11 protein-coding genes are annotated in these 16,841 nt (G+C 46.1%); 1 reads left to right on the top strand and 10 read right to left on the bottom strand.

Annotated elements, in window-relative coordinates; translation table 11 throughout:
• Window positions 1–47: 47 nt before the first annotated feature.
• From IDJ77_RS20520 to IDJ77_RS20475, 10 genes are all read right to left on the bottom strand, one after another.
• Entirely contained in the window at window positions 48–2,231 is a 2,184-nt protein-coding gene (locus IDJ77_RS20520) for a penicillin acylase family protein (RefSeq protein WP_191190849.1), read from the bottom strand.
• A gap of 801 nt (window positions 2,232–3,032) precedes the next feature.
• On the bottom strand, window positions 3,033–3,764 hold the full coding sequence (locus tag IDJ77_RS20515) for an MIP/aquaporin family protein (RefSeq protein WP_191190848.1): 732 nt from the start codon (window positions 3,762–3,764) through the stop codon (window positions 3,033–3,035).
• 32 nt (window positions 3,765–3,796) lie between these two features.
• Window positions 3,797–5,302 (bottom strand): glycerol kinase GlpK, encoded by a 1,506-nt coding sequence (gene glpK / locus IDJ77_RS20510; protein WP_191190847.1) that lies wholly within the window; start codon window positions 5,300–5,302, stop codon window positions 3,797–3,799.
• A 40-nt stretch (window positions 5,303–5,342) separates the two neighbouring features.
• The gene (locus IDJ77_RS20505) at window positions 5,343–6,935 is read right to left on the bottom strand and encodes a glycerol-3-phosphate dehydrogenase/oxidase (RefSeq protein ID WP_191190934.1); all 1,593 of its coding nucleotides are present in this window, start codon (window positions 6,933–6,935) and stop codon (window positions 5,343–5,345) included.
• Between the two features lie 19 nt (window positions 6,936–6,954).
• Entirely contained in the window at window positions 6,955–8,082 is a 1,128-nt protein-coding gene (locus IDJ77_RS20500) for a DUF3810 domain-containing protein (RefSeq protein WP_191190846.1), read from the bottom strand.
• A 156-nt stretch (window positions 8,083–8,238) separates the two neighbouring features.
• Window positions 8,239–8,754, bottom strand: coding sequence for a DUF2911 domain-containing protein (locus IDJ77_RS20495; protein ID WP_224751171.1), 516 nt, complete (start codon window positions 8,752–8,754; stop codon window positions 8,239–8,241).
• 406 nt (window positions 8,755–9,160) lie between these two features.
• A complete protein-coding gene (locus IDJ77_RS20490) occupies window positions 9,161–9,355 on the bottom strand; it encodes a hypothetical protein (protein ID WP_191190845.1) in 195 nt (64 codons plus the stop codon).
• A 136-nt stretch (window positions 9,356–9,491) separates the two neighbouring features.
• Window positions 9,492–10,010 carry a DinB family protein gene (locus IDJ77_RS20485; protein ID WP_191190844.1) on the bottom strand — a complete coding sequence of 173 codons (519 nt, stop codon included), beginning with the start codon at window positions 10,008–10,010 and terminating at the stop codon, window positions 9,492–9,494.
• Window positions 10,011–10,175: 165 nt separating this feature from the next.
• The gene (locus IDJ77_RS20480) at window positions 10,176–11,810 is read right to left on the bottom strand and encodes a RagB/SusD family nutrient uptake outer membrane protein (protein ID WP_191190843.1); all 1,635 of its coding nucleotides are present in this window, start codon (window positions 11,808–11,810) and stop codon (window positions 10,176–10,178) included.
• Between the two features lie 21 nt (window positions 11,811–11,831).
• Window positions 11,832–15,062 (bottom strand): SusC/RagA family TonB-linked outer membrane protein, encoded by a 3,231-nt coding sequence (locus tag IDJ77_RS20475; protein ID WP_191190842.1) that lies wholly within the window; start codon window positions 15,060–15,062, stop codon window positions 11,832–11,834.
• 516 nt (window positions 15,063–15,578) lie between these two features.
• Between IDJ77_RS20475 and IDJ77_RS20470 the strand changes: the two genes are divergently transcribed.
• Window positions 15,579–16,751, top strand: a complete 1,173-nt coding sequence (locus IDJ77_RS20470; protein WP_191190841.1) for an acyl-CoA dehydrogenase family protein — start codon at window positions 15,579–15,581, stop codon at window positions 16,749–16,751.
• Window positions 16,752–16,841 lie beyond the last annotated feature (90 nt).

The raw sequence follows: 16,841 nt of genomic DNA, 5'->3' as shown, positions 1-16,841 counted from the left end.
GATTTGGTTTGGTGCTACCAAATTAACAAATAACACGATAAATAAAACTATGGATGATAAGTTTGTACCGCGTGCCGTAATACATCGCCTTTGTAAAATAAAACATCTTTAAACTTACCATCAATGTAGCCCGGGGCCTGGTCGGTAAAGTTTGGCGAGGTGGCATCAAAGGAGTGCCCGCCGGTGATGATGGTTTTTGCTTTTACAAAGCGGCCAAATTCTATCGCCGCTATAAAGCTATTGCCCGAGAAACCGTAGCGTTTTTGCGTACCCGGCATCACCCTGCTCTGGAAAGATGGCAATTGCCCAAAGTTGGAGGATGATAGGCCAACGGGCAGGCTTGGCTGTTTATCATCAAAAGTTACGCCATCGGCAGGGCGCTGGTAGCGGTTAATATCGCCCCATTGCACCTTCCAGGTGCCGTAACGGCTTTGCAGGCTGGCTAATGCCTGGTTCAGCAGGGCAAGTTCGCGTTCTGGTGTCATGCTTTGCAGCAATTCCTTTACGCGTTTTACCTGGTAGCTGTTCTCGCCGGGTGGCGCGGGCGGCATAGCGCGGAACATTGCCGTACCCAATTCCACAGCTAATGTGGTGGCCACAGAGTTCGCGGCGCTGCGTTTATCCCAGGCTTTTAGCGTGGCTATCGGTTCCGCAAGCTTTGTTTTCAGGCTGTCGGGAGCGTTGTCATACGCAGTAAAAAGGCCGGGCAGTATATCGTCAAAAATGCTTAGATAATGGTCGTACCCTTTTGCTATCAATCCATCCAGCGTAAGGTTTTTGGCATCTTTAAGTAAGCTAACGGCGTTTATACCCCTGTAATTTTCATCATCGGGCGCCATATACAAAGGGTATTTTGTTTTATCGGGACTGGCCGCGCCTGCCGAAGTAAACGGCGATGAATTACAGTTTTGGATATACCCGGTGGATGGGTTATTCACCTGTACGATCTCGCCAAGCGGGTGCAAACCTTTCCATTCGGTTGCCGGCGTGCTGCCGTCTACCGGGATAGCCCAATTGATCTTCGGATCGCGTTTGGGCATAAAATTTCCATACCAAAAGGCGGTGTTACCCTGCCCGTCGGCGTAGACCGTGTTATTGCTGGTATTGGCCAGCAGATTCATCGCTTTTTTGTATTCGGCAAAGGTGTTAGCCTTGGTGATCAGCCACGATTCCAGCAGGGCCTTGTACGATCGGTTGTAGTGTTTCAGCGCCAGCCACTTGCCATCCCTTGCGGCAAGCACCGGGCCGTGATGGGTGTAATAAGCAGTAATATTGGTTGCAACCAGTTCATTGCCTTTTTTAACGCGAAGGGTAAGTTTTTTAACGGTAACCGGCTTAAGCTTGCCATCGTATTCGTAAAACCATTTGCCGTCTTTTTTTATCACTTTTTCGGCATACATATCGCCAACATCGGCATAGCTGCTGGTATGCATCCAGCCACAGTTTTGGTTAAAGCCCTGGTAAATAAAAAACTGGCCCCAGGTAACTACGCCATAGGCGTGCAGGCCTTCATCGCTTTGCAGCCCGACTTCGCTGCGAAAGTAAAAGGGTACATGAGGGTTGATGTACAGCATAGCGTGTCCGCTTGCCGTGCGCGACGGCGAAATGGCAAAGCCATTTGAGCCGGTTTCGCGCTCCTCATGGGTATTGATAATACTTTCGGGAGAATACACTGCGCCGATTGTGTTGCCCGCGTCGCCGTAAAAGGTCTGTGTTTCTTTAGGGCTGATGTCGCCGGTTTCGGTTGCGGCAACACTGCCATCGGTAAACATCAGCGGGAACCAGGGTTTGAATTTTTTAAACACCATTGGTTTTACCTCCGGGTGTTTATAGAGGTAATAATTCATCCCGTCGGCAAAGGCATCCAGCAGTTTTTTAAACGACGGGGCACTGTTATTATAATCTTTTATAGCGTCGGTACTATCGGCTATCAGCTGTAATTGCACATCGGTATATAGAGGAGTGGCGCCATCGGCCTCGCTTTGGCGGCCCAGCTGGTACAGGTAATTACGTTCTATCCCTTTAAAGTTCTCCTCGCACTGGGTGTACATCAACCCAAACACCACGCCGGCATCCGTTTTTGAATAGATGTGCGGCGTGCCGTAGTTATCGCGGATGATGGTGACTGCCTGCGCCTGCTGCCGGTAGCGGGCAATTTCTGCAGAAGTATGTGGTTGGGCTATGGCTAATGCAGGTAACAGGAGAGCGACGAGCGTAAATAATTTTTTCATGGATGGTAAAATGCGGCGCTAAGCAGCCGCCCTGAATAGTAAATTTATCTTCAATCCTCTAATTTAATAATAATTGCCATAATCTGCAGGGGGATAGTGTAACGGGCTCTGCCAGCGAAGATATGGCCCCTTAAGCAGCCTTAAATAACTGTTTTTTTGACGGTTAAACAATGCTTCGGAAAAAGCGCCTTCATGACTTATACAATATATAAGAAGCAAAATATGGGCAATACAGGGTAAATAAGCTTAATTTGATGCTGAAATGCTGCATGGTTTTTTATTCAAAAAAATTGCTTTAAAAAGTTTTTTACACTATCCCCCATAATTACTATATTGCTACCGTATTTATCCCGGTTTAAATTTTGATGATATTTTATCAATAAATAAAATAAATTATCATTTTGATGTAACATATTGTATAAAAGCAACGTCTTTTTTACAAAAGACGGATACAATATATTTACGATGGCGCCGTTCATTGTGTATCTTTGACACCGAATTATGTGGCTTTAAAAAGTAGGTACAATAATTGTGCTTCATTTGCCACGAAGAATTTTTTACGATAATTTTTCTAACCGCCAGGTTATTAAATAAAGAGCTTGGGTAAAATTAACATGTTATCTGAGATTTAGTTGATCAGCATTATTTGAGAGATGATGTTGCAGGGGCGTTCCGGGGTGAGATACGGAACGCCTTTTTATTTTGCAGATTTCACCGATTGTTTTTGATTTCACCGATTTTATTGGCACCGATTTCACCGATGGAGGGTGATTTCACCGATTGTTTTTGATTGCCCTATCATTATACATGCAATTGCAGATACAAAAACGCTGCTAATGCCGCGCCGAGGATGGGCCCTATTACAGGGATCCAGGCGTAGGGCCAATCGCTGGTGCCTTTATTTTTGATGGGCAGTATGGCATGTGCGATGCGGGGGCCAAGATCGCGGCTGGGGTTGATAGCGTAACCCGTAGTACCACCCAGCGAGAGCCCTATAACCCATACCAGCAAAGCTACCGGCAACGCCCCAACCGAGCCAAGGCCAATGGGTGTTTTTGTTGGCGTTAACTCGGCCCCTGTAATGTAAAACACCACAAAAACCAGCACAAATGCGCCGATGATCTCGCTGGCGATATTTGAAAAATAATTGCGCACGGCAGGGCCCGTGCAAAAAACGCTTAATATGGCCCCTGGGTTGTCAGTTCGCCTAAAATGATCGATATACATTAACCACACCAGGCATACTCCTATAAATGCACCCAGGAATTGCGCCAGTATATAAGGCAGCACATTGCTCCAGGCAAATTTGCCTGCGATGGCAAGCCCGACAGTTACTGCCGGGTTTAAGTGGGCGCCGCTATATGGCCCTGCTACCGTAACCCCTACAAAAACGGCCAGCCCCCAGGCAGTGGTGATCACCAGCCAACCGGCGTTATTGCCCTTGGTACCTGTTAAAAGCACATTGGCCACTACGCCATTGCCTAATAAAATGAGCAGCATAGTGCCCAGTAGCTCTGCTAAAAATGGAGACATCGGTATGAATTTTTAAGGTTTATTATGATATTTTAAGCCCCTGTTTCTTCGCCGCTCCAGCATTGGGCGGTATGGATGGCTTTTTTCCAGCCCTGTATCCCTTTTTGGATATTCGGAAGCTCGGCCTGTACGTCAAACTCTTTTTCTGCCTGCCATAATTCCCGTATCTCATCTATATCTTTCCAGTAACCCACGGCCAGGCCAGCCAGGTAGGCGGCACCGAGGGCCGTAGTTTCCACAATTGTTGGCCTTATCACCTTGCAGTTAAGCAGGTTGGCCTGGAACTGCATCAGCAGGTCGTTAGCGGTAGCGCCGCCATCCACGCGCAATTCCTTTATCTTCATGCCGGCGTCGGCTTCCATAGCATTTAACACATCCATAGTTTGATAAGCAATGGATTCTATTGCGGCGCGGGCGATATGCCCGGCGGTTGTGCCACGGCTAAGGCCAACAATGGTACCGCGGGCATCGGGCTCCCAATAAGGTGCGCCCAGGCCGGCAAATGCGGGTACAAAATAAACGCCGCCGGTATCCGGCACGCTTAAGGCAAGCTGCTCCACCTCTGCCGAAGTTTTGATGATCCCCAGCCCATCGCGCAGCCATTGCACCACGGCGCCCCCAATAAATATACTACCCTCAAAGGCGTATTGTATTTGGCCACCTATCTTCCAGGCTACCGTGGTAAGCAGGTTGTTTTTTGATGCGATAAACTCGCTGCCAATGTTCATCAGCATAAAACAGCCTGTACCGTAGGTGTTTTTCACCATTGCCTTTTCGGTACACATCTGCCCGAACAGCGCGGCATGCTGGTCGCCGGCTATCCCGGCTATCGGGATCTTGGTAGCAAATATGGTGGTTGCGGTTTCGCAGTATACCTCGCTCGATTGTTTAACCTCCGGCAACATTGACGCAGGGATATCCATTAGCGTGAGTAATTCTTCGTCCCATTGCTGCGTACGGATGTTGTACAGCAGGGTGCGGCTGGCGTTGGTAATATCGGTAACATGCACTTTCCCCCGGGTAAATTTCCATACCAGCCAACTATCAACTGTTCCAAATGCAAGTTCGCCAGCTACAGCCTTTTCGCGGGCGCCGGCTACGTTATCCAGGATCCATTTTATTTTTGTGCCCGAAAAATAGGGGTCGATCACCAGTCCCGTTTTGTTGCGGATGAGTTCCTGGTGACCGGCTTGTTTCAGCTCCTCACAAAAATCGGCCGTGCGGCGGTCCTGCCATACAATGGCATTGTAAACAGGCTCGCCGGTAAGGCGGTTCCAAACTATGGTAGTTTCGCGCTGATTGGTGATGCCTATGGCCTTAATGTTGGTGCCATTGATACCCATTTTAGCGGTAGCTTCGGCAGCAACACCAGCCTGACTCGACCAGATCTCGTTAGGATCATGCTCAACCCAGCCGGGTTGCGGAAATATTTGGGTAAACTCCTTTTGCGCCAGCGAACGGATCTTTCCGGCGTGGTCAAAAATAATAGCCCGCGAGCTGGTTGTGCCCTGGTCTAAAGCTAAAATGTAATCTTCCATAAATTAGTATCCGTTGGTTGGTTTATTTTGGTATAGCGGGTTACCCTGCCGGGAAATATGGTTCTAACAAATAGGTTTGCGCCAATAGTGTAAATGTATCAATTTGTTCCTTTTTCCATGCAGCATCTTTGTTAAGTTCTGCCGCCATTATTGTGGCTATAGCCGGCGCCATATCAATTGCCGCGCGGGCATCTAAAAACAGCGCCCGTACACGCCGGGCTAAAATATCTTCCACCGTACGCGCCATCTCGTACCTAATGCCCCATACCACTTCCGCGGCGATGTAGGGCAGGTGCGGATGCAATTTGTCCTTCCATGCGGTGTTTTCTTCGGCAAGCCGGAGGAGGGCTTCCCCATCGCTTCCATAAACATACAGGTGGCTGCTCCTGTCAACGCCCGCCTTGCTGCCGTGAATGAGCAAAGCCCTGGTTCTACAGGGCGATGGGGGTAACTTACCAACCACAATGGCCCTGTCAATAGTATCTTCGCCCATCTTGCGGTAAGTTGTCCATTTGCCCCCGGTTATGGTAATGAGGCCCGAAGCGGAAACCAGTAACTTATGGCTGCGCGAGATCTCCTTCGTTGCCGACGAGTCTTTATCGGGCGCGGCCAGCGGGCGCAGGCCTGCAAATACGCTCAGCACATCTGTTTTTGCAGGCTGCTTAGTTAGGTATCGCCCGGCGGTTCGTAATATAAAGTCTATTTCTTCGGGTAACGCTACGGGTTCCAGGCTATGCTGATCAAGCGGCGTATCGGTGGTGCCCACCACCAGCTTATCGTGCCAGGGAACGGCAAAAAGCACCCGCCCGTCGTCGGTTTTGGGGATCATCAGCGCATCGCCTCCCGGCATAAAAGAACGGTTGAGCACCAGGTGCACCCCCTGGCTCGGCCGCACCATGGGCTTTTTCCCGGGTTTATCCATGTTTAGCAGTTCATCTACAAAAACTCCGGTAGCATTAACCACCGTTTTACCTTTAATATCATAGGTTTCGCCGGTTTCCGCATCGATAGCCAGCACCCCCGCAATGCTGCCCTGCACATCTTTTATTAAATTAACCACCCGGAAATAGTTGAGCACGGTAGCGCCCTGTTCGATGGCGGTTTGGGCCAAATTTATGGCCAGCCTTGCATCGTCGAACTCCCCGTCGTGGTAAACAACCCCTCCGTACAAGCCTTTTTGCTGTATGTTGGGCAAGCGTTCTATTAATGTTTTTTTGGAGATATGTTTGGCCCTGCCAAAGCTGAGCCTGCCTGCCAAAAGATCGTAAAGGCTGAGGCCGATGGTGTAAAACAAACCGCTCCACCATTCATAATTGGGGATGATGAACGATTGATTGCTTACCAGGTGAGCGGCATTTTTCAATAGCAGACCGCGCTCGTTAAGCGCTTCCCTTACTAAGCTGATATCGCCCTGTGCCAGGTAGCGTACACCCCCGTGCACCAGCTTGGTGCTGCGGCTGGATGTGCCTTTGGCAAAGTCGGCCTGTTCCAGCAGAAGCACCTGGTAGCCCCTTGAGGCTGCATCAAGCGCGGCGCCGAGGCCGGTTGCACCACCCCCAACAATAATTACATCCCAAATCTTTTTGGGATCGTTTAGCGCTGCGGTTAGTTTACTCCTTGGGATAGGCTCCATCATACGTTCATTAGGTTAACTACCTTTCCAACTTCTGCTCCCCCTTCAGGGGGCCGGGGGGCTGTTGCTGCTTCCTATACATCGCCATTACCAACGTAACCATGCGGTTATAGGTATCAAGCCCCTGTGGCTGGTTGTTCGCCTTCAAAAAATTATCGTAAAAAATGCCGGTTATTACATTGGCCTTGTTTTGGTAGGCCTGCCAGTATTGGCGCTCCTGCTTAAAATCGGCCTTTACCTGTGGGGATATCCGTTTTTTTAATTCTTTATTCAGCAAACTATCGGCAAGGTAAAGGCTAAACATAAACTCGCGCACAGCAAGCTGATAGGCCGAGTAGCGTAGCAACCTGTCTTTAGAGCGGGTAGCCGCCAGGTAGCCCACAAAATTAGCCTCATCCTCGGCTCCGTAACCCATCTGGTGCGACATTTCGTGGCAGGCCACAAAAGGCCTCACAAAAACCGGTTGCTGGTAATTCAGCTGCGCCTCGGTAGTAAAGGGGTTATAATAGCCCGATGTGCCGATGTAGTTAAGCAATGGGGTTAACAGCGAGGGCTTGATGCGGGGACTATAAGTTTTAAAATTTGCCGATGTGCCGCCCAACTGCCGCACGGCATTAATAGCAGTGGTGTAAATGGTATCGTTGCTTTGTTGCAGATCAGCCCGGGTAACGCGTGCACGGGTGGCGTTGGCGCTATCAATAAGTATGGCAGTTACTGCCTGTAATTGAGGCACCGTAAATTTGGCTTCCTTTAAATTCAACCTTTCGGCGGCAGAGGGGCGGAAATAGTTCATGCCCCAAAAAATATAGAAAAGCAGCAGCCCCGTTTGTATGCCTATTACCACCCCCGTAATTAAAAGGCTAGCCTGTAAAAACCGCTTCTTAAAAAGCAATTTAACCAGCCTGATAACCGCATAAATGAGGTAGGCAACAACAGCAATGTATACCAAATCGCCAAGGCTAAAGGGGAAGATATTTAAAACAGGATGTAGTATAAAGCAAATAACCGGGTACAGGCCCTGCGAATAGTATTTTTCTACTGCCTGCGGATGACCGGCTAAAAGCATCAGCAGGTATATGGCTAACGCCAGGGCCAGTATAACAGCCACTCTTTTTAGTAAGGGTTTCCCTGCGAAATAGCTTTTCATTCGATGGTAAATATATAGGTTAATAGAGAAAGGAAGAAGGACGAAAGGAGAAAGGTAAAAGGAGCGGGAGTGGAGAAGGATGGGAGGAGAAAGTCCCATAAAAAACAAAGCCCCCCGTGGTATACCGGGAGGCTCGCTATTTAAAATCACAAAAAATTATTTTACAGATACCGGTACCGATAGCTTATCCCAGTTTAACGAGAAGCCCTTGGAGTTGATTTTGTAAACCAAACGCTCGTTCATAGCCGATGCTACCGGTTTTACGGTTACACGTAGTGCATCTTTTGTTTCGTCGTATTTATATGCGCCCCATTGTTTGGCCACTTTGTTGAAAATAATGGTCCAGGTGGTTTCTGTTGGGATGGCAAAAAAACCGTAAGTGCCTGCGGGCAGGGTTTTGCCTTCAACCTTAATATCTTTTGTAGTGGTAAATACGGTTGCCTCGTTTGCACCGGCACGCCATACTTTACCGTATGCTTCTAATTCGCCAAATACTTTACGGCCCTTTACCGATGGGCTGCCATAGTTAATGGTGATGGTTGAGCCGGCAACTTTAGCGCTAATGCTGTCGCGCGGGCTGGCCGGTTTTTGCTGTGCAAATGCAAAGCTGGAAACTAATAAGGCAAATGCAAAAAATGCTGCCGCTTTAAACTGAAATGTTTTTCTCATCATGGTGGTGTTTTCTTAAGTTTATTATTAACGTATTCCTAAATATTTATTGTGCACAAATATAGGCGCAGAAAATATAAAACTGCTTGCCCGCATTGTTAAAGTTTCGCGCGAATGATATTAAAATACCCTACCGGTTTAAAAACTTTGTGCCGGCCGGTATGTTATAAAAGCATTGAAACGCACATTGCAGTTAGGAATTGACCGAAAGGTTAAACAATTGTTGTGAGTTTTTGCCCCCGTGCTTCAACAGGCATGGGGGTTTTTTATTCACAACAAAGCCCATCTATTCCGTATGTGCTTTATTACCGGGCATATAACGCCCATGGTTATAAATAATTGGTAAGTAAAAGTACTCACTTTAGGTTAGGGCCTGTAATGCAGGAAATGTTGTTTTTTAACAGGAGAGTTATTCCTCGTCTTTTATCTCTTCCCAATAAACCGTTTCCTGGTAAATGTTATTTTTTATGGCAACCTGTGCTTTTACTTTTTCCAGTTCGGCTTTTATCTCTTCGGCGCTCAGCGAGCTAAGCAACGAGTGGTAGTAGATAGCATAGCCGGTGCGGCTATTAATGAATTTATAATGTTTGTCAGCAGTATTCATGGGCAGAATTGCTTTATATCATTATAATATAAACTACTGCTGTTTTGTTTTAGTGTGGATAAAGAAGGCATTTAAATTAGCGGGTATTAATAGGTTTGTCAACTTTCTGAAAAGTTGACAAACCTAATGGCAGAGATTAAACCGCTTCAACCTCTATTGGTTCAAACTGCTCATCGGCACTTGGGCCGTAGCTGCCGGGGATGGGTATATCCAACAGGCGCAGGTAAACACCCAATTGCGCGCGGTGGTGGATAATTTGCGAGATGGTAAGGCGTATCACTTCCCACTTTTTCTCGCGGCTGTAAATTTCCCGGCCGTTTCGTAGTGTCCAGATATCGTTCATCAGCCACTCTTTGTCGGCCACCAATGCCTCTAGTCCGGCTACAAAGGATTGTTCAAATAATTCCATCAGATCGGCGGTGTTGTCAATGACGGTTGGGTTGTAAGGTGCAGCGGCAAAATCGAGTTCATCGGTAGATAGCACCATAGGTATCCAGGTAGGCAGCTCGGCAATGTGGGTGGCAAGGCTGCGGATATTCATGCTTTTTGGATGCGGTTTCCAGTCGTATTTATCGTTTGGTATACGCTGCAGCATTTTGCGCGTAGTTGCCACTTCTACATTTAATTGATCTAAAAAAAATTCGATGGTTGTCATAGCTTGTTGTTTTTGAGTTTATAATTCAAAGAAACCATGGGGTAATGACAGCCCTATGTCAGCAGGGAAAAAAGAATTGATAAAATAAAAAGGCCGTGCAATTTGTGTGCACGGCCTTGGGGTATTAGTATTAACTGATATAAAGAACGAAACAAATAGGAATTATTAATTTGGATTCTTTATCGGCGCGCTACCTGCTGCCGGCGGGTTTAATTCAAACTCATCAGCCGGAACGTCCCAATAATCAAGGAAGTTATAGTTGATGGTTGCATGCGTGTTTAATACGCCAGAAGATGTAAGCACTACAGCATTTGTGCGGCCACCACCTTTAGATATGTCATAAATCACACCCCAACGCCTTGCGTCGTAAAATGCGGTGCCCCTGAATAAAAGCGCAAGACGTCGTTCCTTACGAAGTTCTTCTTGTGCAGCTGCCAGGGTTAAACCGGTGCCGGATACCTTTGCAAGCCCCGCGCCCTGGTAAGTACGCACCGCATCAACACTTGCTAAGCCTAAATCAATTTGGCCGGTGTTAATAAGCGCTTCTGCTTTCATCAGTTCATTCTCTTCGTAGCTGCCTGCCATATACACTTCCTGGTTGCCCGGAGTTTTGTCGGCAATTGTGAAGGCGTTGTTACCCGGAATTGGGGTGAGTTTGGCATCATTTAATTGCCACCTTGTGCTAAAAGTAAAGCCACCTACCTGGTTGTAAAATGGCGTTCCTTGTAAAAAGTTCTTACTTTTGCGCAAATCGCCGGCCTTAATGTCCTGCACTAAACGTTCGCTGATGGTAAAGCTGCTCGCTGTTTTGTCTCCCGCGGTGTTAGCTGCTACCGAGCCCCCGCCTGCCGAAAAAATATAATTATTGGCAGCACTGAAACCAGCAAAAACATTATCGCCTGATTGGATTCCTGCGTTGGTTAAAGTTAAAATAGTTTGCCAGTTGGCGGCCGTCATGGCAGATGTACGGGTATTGGCCAATAAATTGCGCGCCATCAGTGTATTTATACTGCGCACAAACATATCTGTTGTAGGCACCTGCGCATTGCCCACCTGGAAGAAAGAAGGGATCAGTTTACCCATCAGTTCGGTATAAGTTGCGGTATTGGATATGCCTTTTAAAAGCGTCATAGCCTGCGTAAGGTTTTTGTTTGCTTCGGCAATAAGGGCGGCGCTGGAAACATAGTTGCCGTTTGTTACGCTTATACCATCGTTTATTAGCCCTGCGTAATAAACAGAGCCTAACCTTGCGTACGCGATGCCTTTCCACCAGTATGCCCATGCTTTGTAGGTGGCCTGTTTGGTAGCTGCATCGCCGCCTAAGCTAACATTGTTGGTTAATGCCAGTATCTGGTTACAGGCATTGTTTAATCCGTACATGCTTTGCCATTCGTAGTAGAACATGTTGGTTCCCTGCTTGTCGCGCGTGTTATTAAGCCTTAAATTGGCTATTTGAGGCTGCGGGTTAGTTAGCCTGCTGCCATCGTCGAGGATAGCGTAATCGGGCACGTTAACTAAGTTAACGTTTTGGTTGGATGCTTGCGCAGATACATCATCTGCCAATAATTCGTGGTACCCGTAGCACAATGAAAAGAAGGTATCGCCCAGCCATCCGTTGCCATTTACAAAACCGTTTATATATACACTGCCGGCGGCAAGTGAAGTAAGGCCCGATTCTGTTTTTGCCTGTTCCAGCGTAGGTGAATTTGGATTTTTTACGTCTAATTCTTTCTTACATGCCGATGAGCACACTACTCCGGCCATGATTATTGATGTTACTATATATTTATATTTTTTCATTTTATTTTCAATTAAGATCAATTAAAATCCAAGATTTAAACCAATTTGATACGTTTTGCTGTTAGGTGTTGAATCATGATCTACGCCCCTGTCAAACGGTGAGTTAGATGACCCAGAGCTTGTTTCCGGATCGAAGCCGGTGTATTTGGTGAAAGTTAGTATGTTACGGCCGGTAAAGGTTAACATCGCTCTTTTAAACACTTTGCGGCTTATCAGCTTAGAGAAGTCGTACCCAAGGTAAATGTTTCTTAATCTTAAAAAAGAAGAGCTCTCGTAGAAGTAATCCTTCGTTCCATTTCTTGCACCGTTACGGGCGCCTATTATATCAGCATATGCGCTTCTGTAGTAGGCAGTGTATGCACCGGATGTGCCGCCAATATCTACAGGTTTGTCATAATCGCCGCTGATACCATCGCGGTACTGCCATTCTTTGGTTTGGTTGTACAGGTGGCTGCCATAAACCCAGTCGAACTGAAAGCCAAAGGTGAATGCTTTGTAGTTGAACGAGTTAATGAACGACATGTTGAATTTAGGGTTTGGATCGCCAATGGGAGAAACCTCGTTGGCAAACTGAATACCTTTATTGGCGATGTTTACAACCCGACCGTCTACAATGGTGTATTTGTCATAATCTGCCGGCAATATGTATGGTACACCTAAGCTGTTTGTTTCGCTAACGCTGGTTAAAGCCTTAAAGCCATATATCTGGCCAATTTTTTGGCCCGCAATTAAGCTCAGCTGTGTACTGCCAGCTGCAGTAGCGAGGATGATAGGCGCGCCGCCGGTACTGGTAATCATGGTGGTTTGATTACTAAAGTTGGTGGTAAAATGCCAGTTAAAATCCTTGCTTGTAAATACGCTTAGGTTTAACGATGCCTGGATACCGTGTGATGCAAGACCAATGGCATTGGTTTTTATTTGGTTACCACCTGTTGATGGAGCTGTATTTACGTTATAAATAACATTATTGGCTTTACGATTCCAGTAAGTACCACTGATGGTTATATCATTAAACCAGTTGCCGGTTGCACCTTTAATGCTAAAATCTGTACCGATCTCGTATTCTTTGGAAACCTCTACTTTAAGGTCGGGGTTAGCAAGAGCTGTAGGCAGGTTAAAGGTTAAAGACTGGCCAAGGTTGCCGGGATTAATGGTTGGATACCTGTCAAACGGATAGGGCTGTGTTCCCGCCTCGCCATAACCACCCCTGATCTTAAATTCGGGGATGGCGTTCCCAAGGAATGAGTTTTTCCAGAAACCGAACGATGATGCGCGGATATATGCATTTGCATTAGGAAAGGTAAATGGCTTTGAACCTGCACCAAATGCAGACGAATAGTCTGTTCTGAAACCACCTGATACGCCACCGTAATCGCCAAAGTCAACTTTTTGATTTACTACAAAACCATAAGTTACAAAAGGCGTAGTATAATCATAAGATACGGCCTGGGTTGCGGTTTGATTAAAGTTGTAGATAGCATAAACAGGCAATTCTAAACCGTAGGTGTTAAATTGTTTATCTAAACTTTTTCTGTAATCATATCCTAACAACGTAGTTGTTGTGATAGGCACATTTAGATGGAAATCTTTTTCAAAGTCGGTTTTAATTACCGCCGAACCGTTAAAGTTTTGGAAGGTAGTAGAACTTGTATTTTTAACTAACTCGCCATTGGGGTTGGCTGCAAAAGCGCCGTAGTACGACCCTAAATCTATAGCGGTTAAAGTGGCAGATTGATTTTTATAGATGGTGTTTTGCTCGGTATGCTGGTAGTTAAGGCCGTATTTGGCGTTTAGGCTTAAGAATTTGTTAACCCTATAATCTGCCATGAAGCTTTGCAATAAGTCTTCGCGGTGCGAAACTCTGTTTGCCCATTGCGTATAATAGTTGGGGTTAGATCCGTTTACGCTGACAGTACCGGAGTTTAATGATAGCGGGTAACTGCCATCCTCATTTTTGCGGTCAAAATCATAAAAAGGAGAAGCGTTTAACACATCAAATATACCGCCTGCGTTACCAATCCCGTAATTAGGGTTAATAGTGTTTTTGGTATATATCAATTGCGTAACAGAACGCAGTGTGAAACCTTTAAATAGTTCGGTACCTATGTTTGCGGTTAAATTCGAACGGTCGTTATACCCGTTGTTCTTGATATTACTTTGTTGATGATTGTTTGAAGCTGTTAAATTGAAGTCTGATTTCTCGCTTCCGCCAGAGATAGCTACGCTATTATTAGTGGTGTAGGCTGTTTTAAACAACTGTTTAAGGTGGTCATAGTAGTTTAAGTTAGTGCCATATTGCTGGTGGGCAATGTTTTTGGGGTTGCTCATTGCTGTTGGGGCACCCACAGATGGGTCGGCACCAAATGCCCACTGGATACCGGTATAACGGCCATCCTGGTCAATCGCTATCGGGTTGCCGCTCGCATCAATAAAAATTCCATTTGCATCTACCATAAAGCTGCTCAGCTTTGCCTGGTGTACATCGCCAATATTTAAATATTGGTTACTGCTGGCGGTTGACGCAATTTCAACCCGTGTTTTGCCCACACGGCCTTTTTTAGTGAAGATTTGGATAACACCGTTTGCACCTTGCGCGCCATAAATAGTAGACGCTGCAGCACCCTGTACAATTTCTATGTGATCGACCGTAGCGGGATCGAGTTGGCTTATATCTGTAGTGCGAGATTCCACACCGTCTACGAGGATCATTGGAGAAGTGCTCCCCTGAACGGTATTAATACCTCTCAATACGATATTTGTTCGTGCACCCGGTGTGCCGTCTACCGAAGAGATTTGAGCACCTGCAACCTGGCCAACCAAGCCCTGGTCAATAGATGCCTGCGGAGACGCGGTAAGCGCTTTGCCGGAAAGCGATTCGACGGCAATACCCAATTTGGCTTTGCTTATTGCAACACCCGAACCGGTTACCACAACTTCGCCCAAAAGTTTTGAGTTGGTAATAAGCACCGCATTAATTACAGAGCCATCAATTGGTACCTCTAAAGAGTTGTATCCAAGATAGGAAAACACCAGTACACCACCTGAAGAAGGGACGCTTAAGCTGAATTTACCGGTTATGGATGTTTGTGTGCCTGTGTGAGAGCCTTTTAGCACAACAGTGGCGCCGGGCACCGGCAAACCATCGTCTTTAGCGATAACAGTACCGGTTACTGTCCGGCTTTGGGAGTAGGCAAATTGGCACGATAGCACCAACAGCAACCCAATGAGGTTTTTGAATAAGTTTTTTTTCATGAAATGATCAGTTAAAGTGAAAAGTTAATGCACACAAGATACTATTGTAACATATGCATTACAATTTGATGGTAATTTTTACCTTAATTGTAAAAATGATGTTATAACTGTTGATGTTTTATTGTTCTTTTTAAAAAAAGACAGTTTTATTTGTGGTATTTTTAATTATTTATAGGTGTTGTCTTGATAAGTTGTAATTTATTTTAGCCTTTTGTTGCTAAAATTTTATAAAAAGTCGCTTTTTTATAAAATTTACGTGAAATATTTACTTGAAGTCGTTATATTTTAGATTAGTTTGAGGTGTTTGTTTAATAATTTGATTATTTTAGATAGATATCTGAAATATTTTATGAAATAGGCTCTCTTTTTAATAAATTATAAAAAGATTTCACACTTTTATTTAAAAAGAAGCTTTATTCGAGAGAAAAAAAGGATAATTTTTTGCGATAAAATACTATGCATGCATAGTATTTTATCGTTATCTTTACCGCACCAATTATAATCCTATATTTTAAAATGGACCATTTACTAACCGATACTCCTGCCGGCTTCGATTTTTCGGTAAGCGATAACCAAAAAATGATAGGCCAGATGGCCAAAGATTTTGCCGAAAAGCATATTAAACCCAATGTAATGGAATGGGACGAAGCGCAGCATTTCCCGCTGGAGCTATTTAAGCAATTAGGCGAAACCGGCATGATGGGTGTGCTGGTTCCTGAAGAGTACGGCGGCTCGGGCTTTGGTTACGCCGAATATGTAACGGTTATTGTAGAGATAGCTAAGGTTTGCGGCTCTATCGGTTTATCCGTAGCGGCGCATAACTCGCTTTGTACCGGGCATATATTGGCGTTTGCCAATGAAGAGCAAAAGCAACGCTGGCTACCCAAACTGGCCACTGCCGAATGGCTGGGTGCCTGGGGATTAACCGAGGCCAACACCGGCAGCGACGCTATGGGGATGAATACCACTGCCATTTTAGATGGCGACCACTATATTGTAAACGGATCGAAAAACTGGATAACACACGGTAAAAGCGGCGATTTGGCCGTGGTAATGGTGCGTACGGGTAATAAAGGCGATAGCAAAGGGATCTCTGCCCTGGTGATAGAGCGGGGTACGGCGGGCTTTAGTGCAGGCAAAAAAGAGAATAAGCTGGGCATGCGCGCATCAGAAACTACGGAGATGATATTTGATAATTGCCGTGTACCCAGGGAAAACCTGCTGGGTGCCGAAGGTGAAGGTTTTAAACAAGCCATGAAGGTGCTGGATGGCGGTCGCATCTCTATAGCGGCACTCTCGTTAGGCATTGCCAAAGGCGCGTTTGAAGCTGCAGTAGCTTATTCTAAGGAACGCCACCAGTTTGGGCAGCCGATAAGCAGTTTCCAGGGCATCTCGTTTAAACTGGCTGATATGGCCACTGAAATTGAAGCATCCGAACTTTTGGTAATGCAGGCGGCTGATCTTAAAAACCGCCATCTGCCGGTAACCAAGCAATCGGCTATGGCCAAGTACTTTGCATCAGAAGTTGCGGTGCGCTGTGCTAACGAGGCTGTACAGATCTTCGGCGGCTACGGCTACACCAAAGATTTCCCGGTAGAAAAGTATTACCGCGATGCCAAACTGTGCACCATAGGCGAGGGGACATCAGAGATACAAAAAATTGTGATAAGCAGGGAAGTGTTGAGGTAGGGAGTCTTCAAATACTTCACCTGGTGCCGCTATGAATATTGAATTTGTAGCGGCTTTTTTATTAGCCAGTAATGTCTCGCAAGGAAGAAA

It is taken from the genome of Mucilaginibacter pankratovii, from assembly GCF_014773265.1.
Taxonomy (GTDB): domain Bacteria; phylum Bacteroidota; class Bacteroidia; order Sphingobacteriales; family Sphingobacteriaceae; genus Mucilaginibacter; species Mucilaginibacter pankratovii.
Note: the sequence above shows the minus strand (reverse complement) of the source record. Positions and strands in the feature narration are given on the sequence as shown.

Excerpts from the sequence above, each read along its gene's own strand:
- IDJ77_RS20520 (WP_191190849.1), bottom strand. The coding sequence starts at position 2,231 with ATGAAAAAATTATTTACGCTCGTCGCTCTCCTGTTACCTGCATTAGCC.
- IDJ77_RS20515 (WP_191190848.1), bottom strand. The coding sequence starts at position 3,764 with ATGTCTCCATTTTTAGCAGAGCTACTGGGCACTATGCTGCTCATTTTA.
- glpK (WP_191190847.1), bottom strand. The coding sequence starts at position 5,302 with ATGGAAGATTACATTTTAGCTTTAGACCAGGGCACAACCAGCTCGCGG.
- IDJ77_RS20505 (WP_191190934.1), bottom strand. The coding sequence starts at position 6,935 with ATGGAGCCTATCCCAAGGAGTAAACTAACCGCAGCGCTAAACGATCCC.
- IDJ77_RS20500 (WP_191190846.1), bottom strand. The coding sequence starts at position 8,082 with ATGAAAAGCTATTTCGCAGGGAAACCCTTACTAAAAAGAGTGGCTGTT.
- IDJ77_RS20495 (WP_224751171.1), bottom strand. The coding sequence starts at position 8,754 with ATGATGAGAAAAACATTTCAGTTTAAAGCGGCAGCATTTTTTGCATTT.
- IDJ77_RS20490 (WP_191190845.1), bottom strand. The coding sequence starts at position 9,355 with ATGAATACTGCTGACAAACATTATAAATTCATTAATAGCCGCACCGGC.
- IDJ77_RS20485 (WP_191190844.1), bottom strand. The coding sequence starts at position 10,010 with ATGACAACCATCGAATTTTTTTTAGATCAATTAAATGTAGAAGTGGCA.
- IDJ77_RS20480 (WP_191190843.1), bottom strand. The coding sequence starts at position 11,810 with ATGAAAAAATATAAATATATAGTAACATCAATAATCATGGCCGGAGTA.
- IDJ77_RS20475 (WP_191190842.1), bottom strand. The coding sequence starts at position 15,062 with ATGAAAAAAAACTTATTCAAAAACCTCATTGGGTTGCTGTTGGTGCTA.
- IDJ77_RS20470 (WP_191190841.1), top strand. The coding sequence starts at position 15,579 with ATGGACCATTTACTAACCGATACTCCTGCCGGCTTCGATTTTTCGGTA.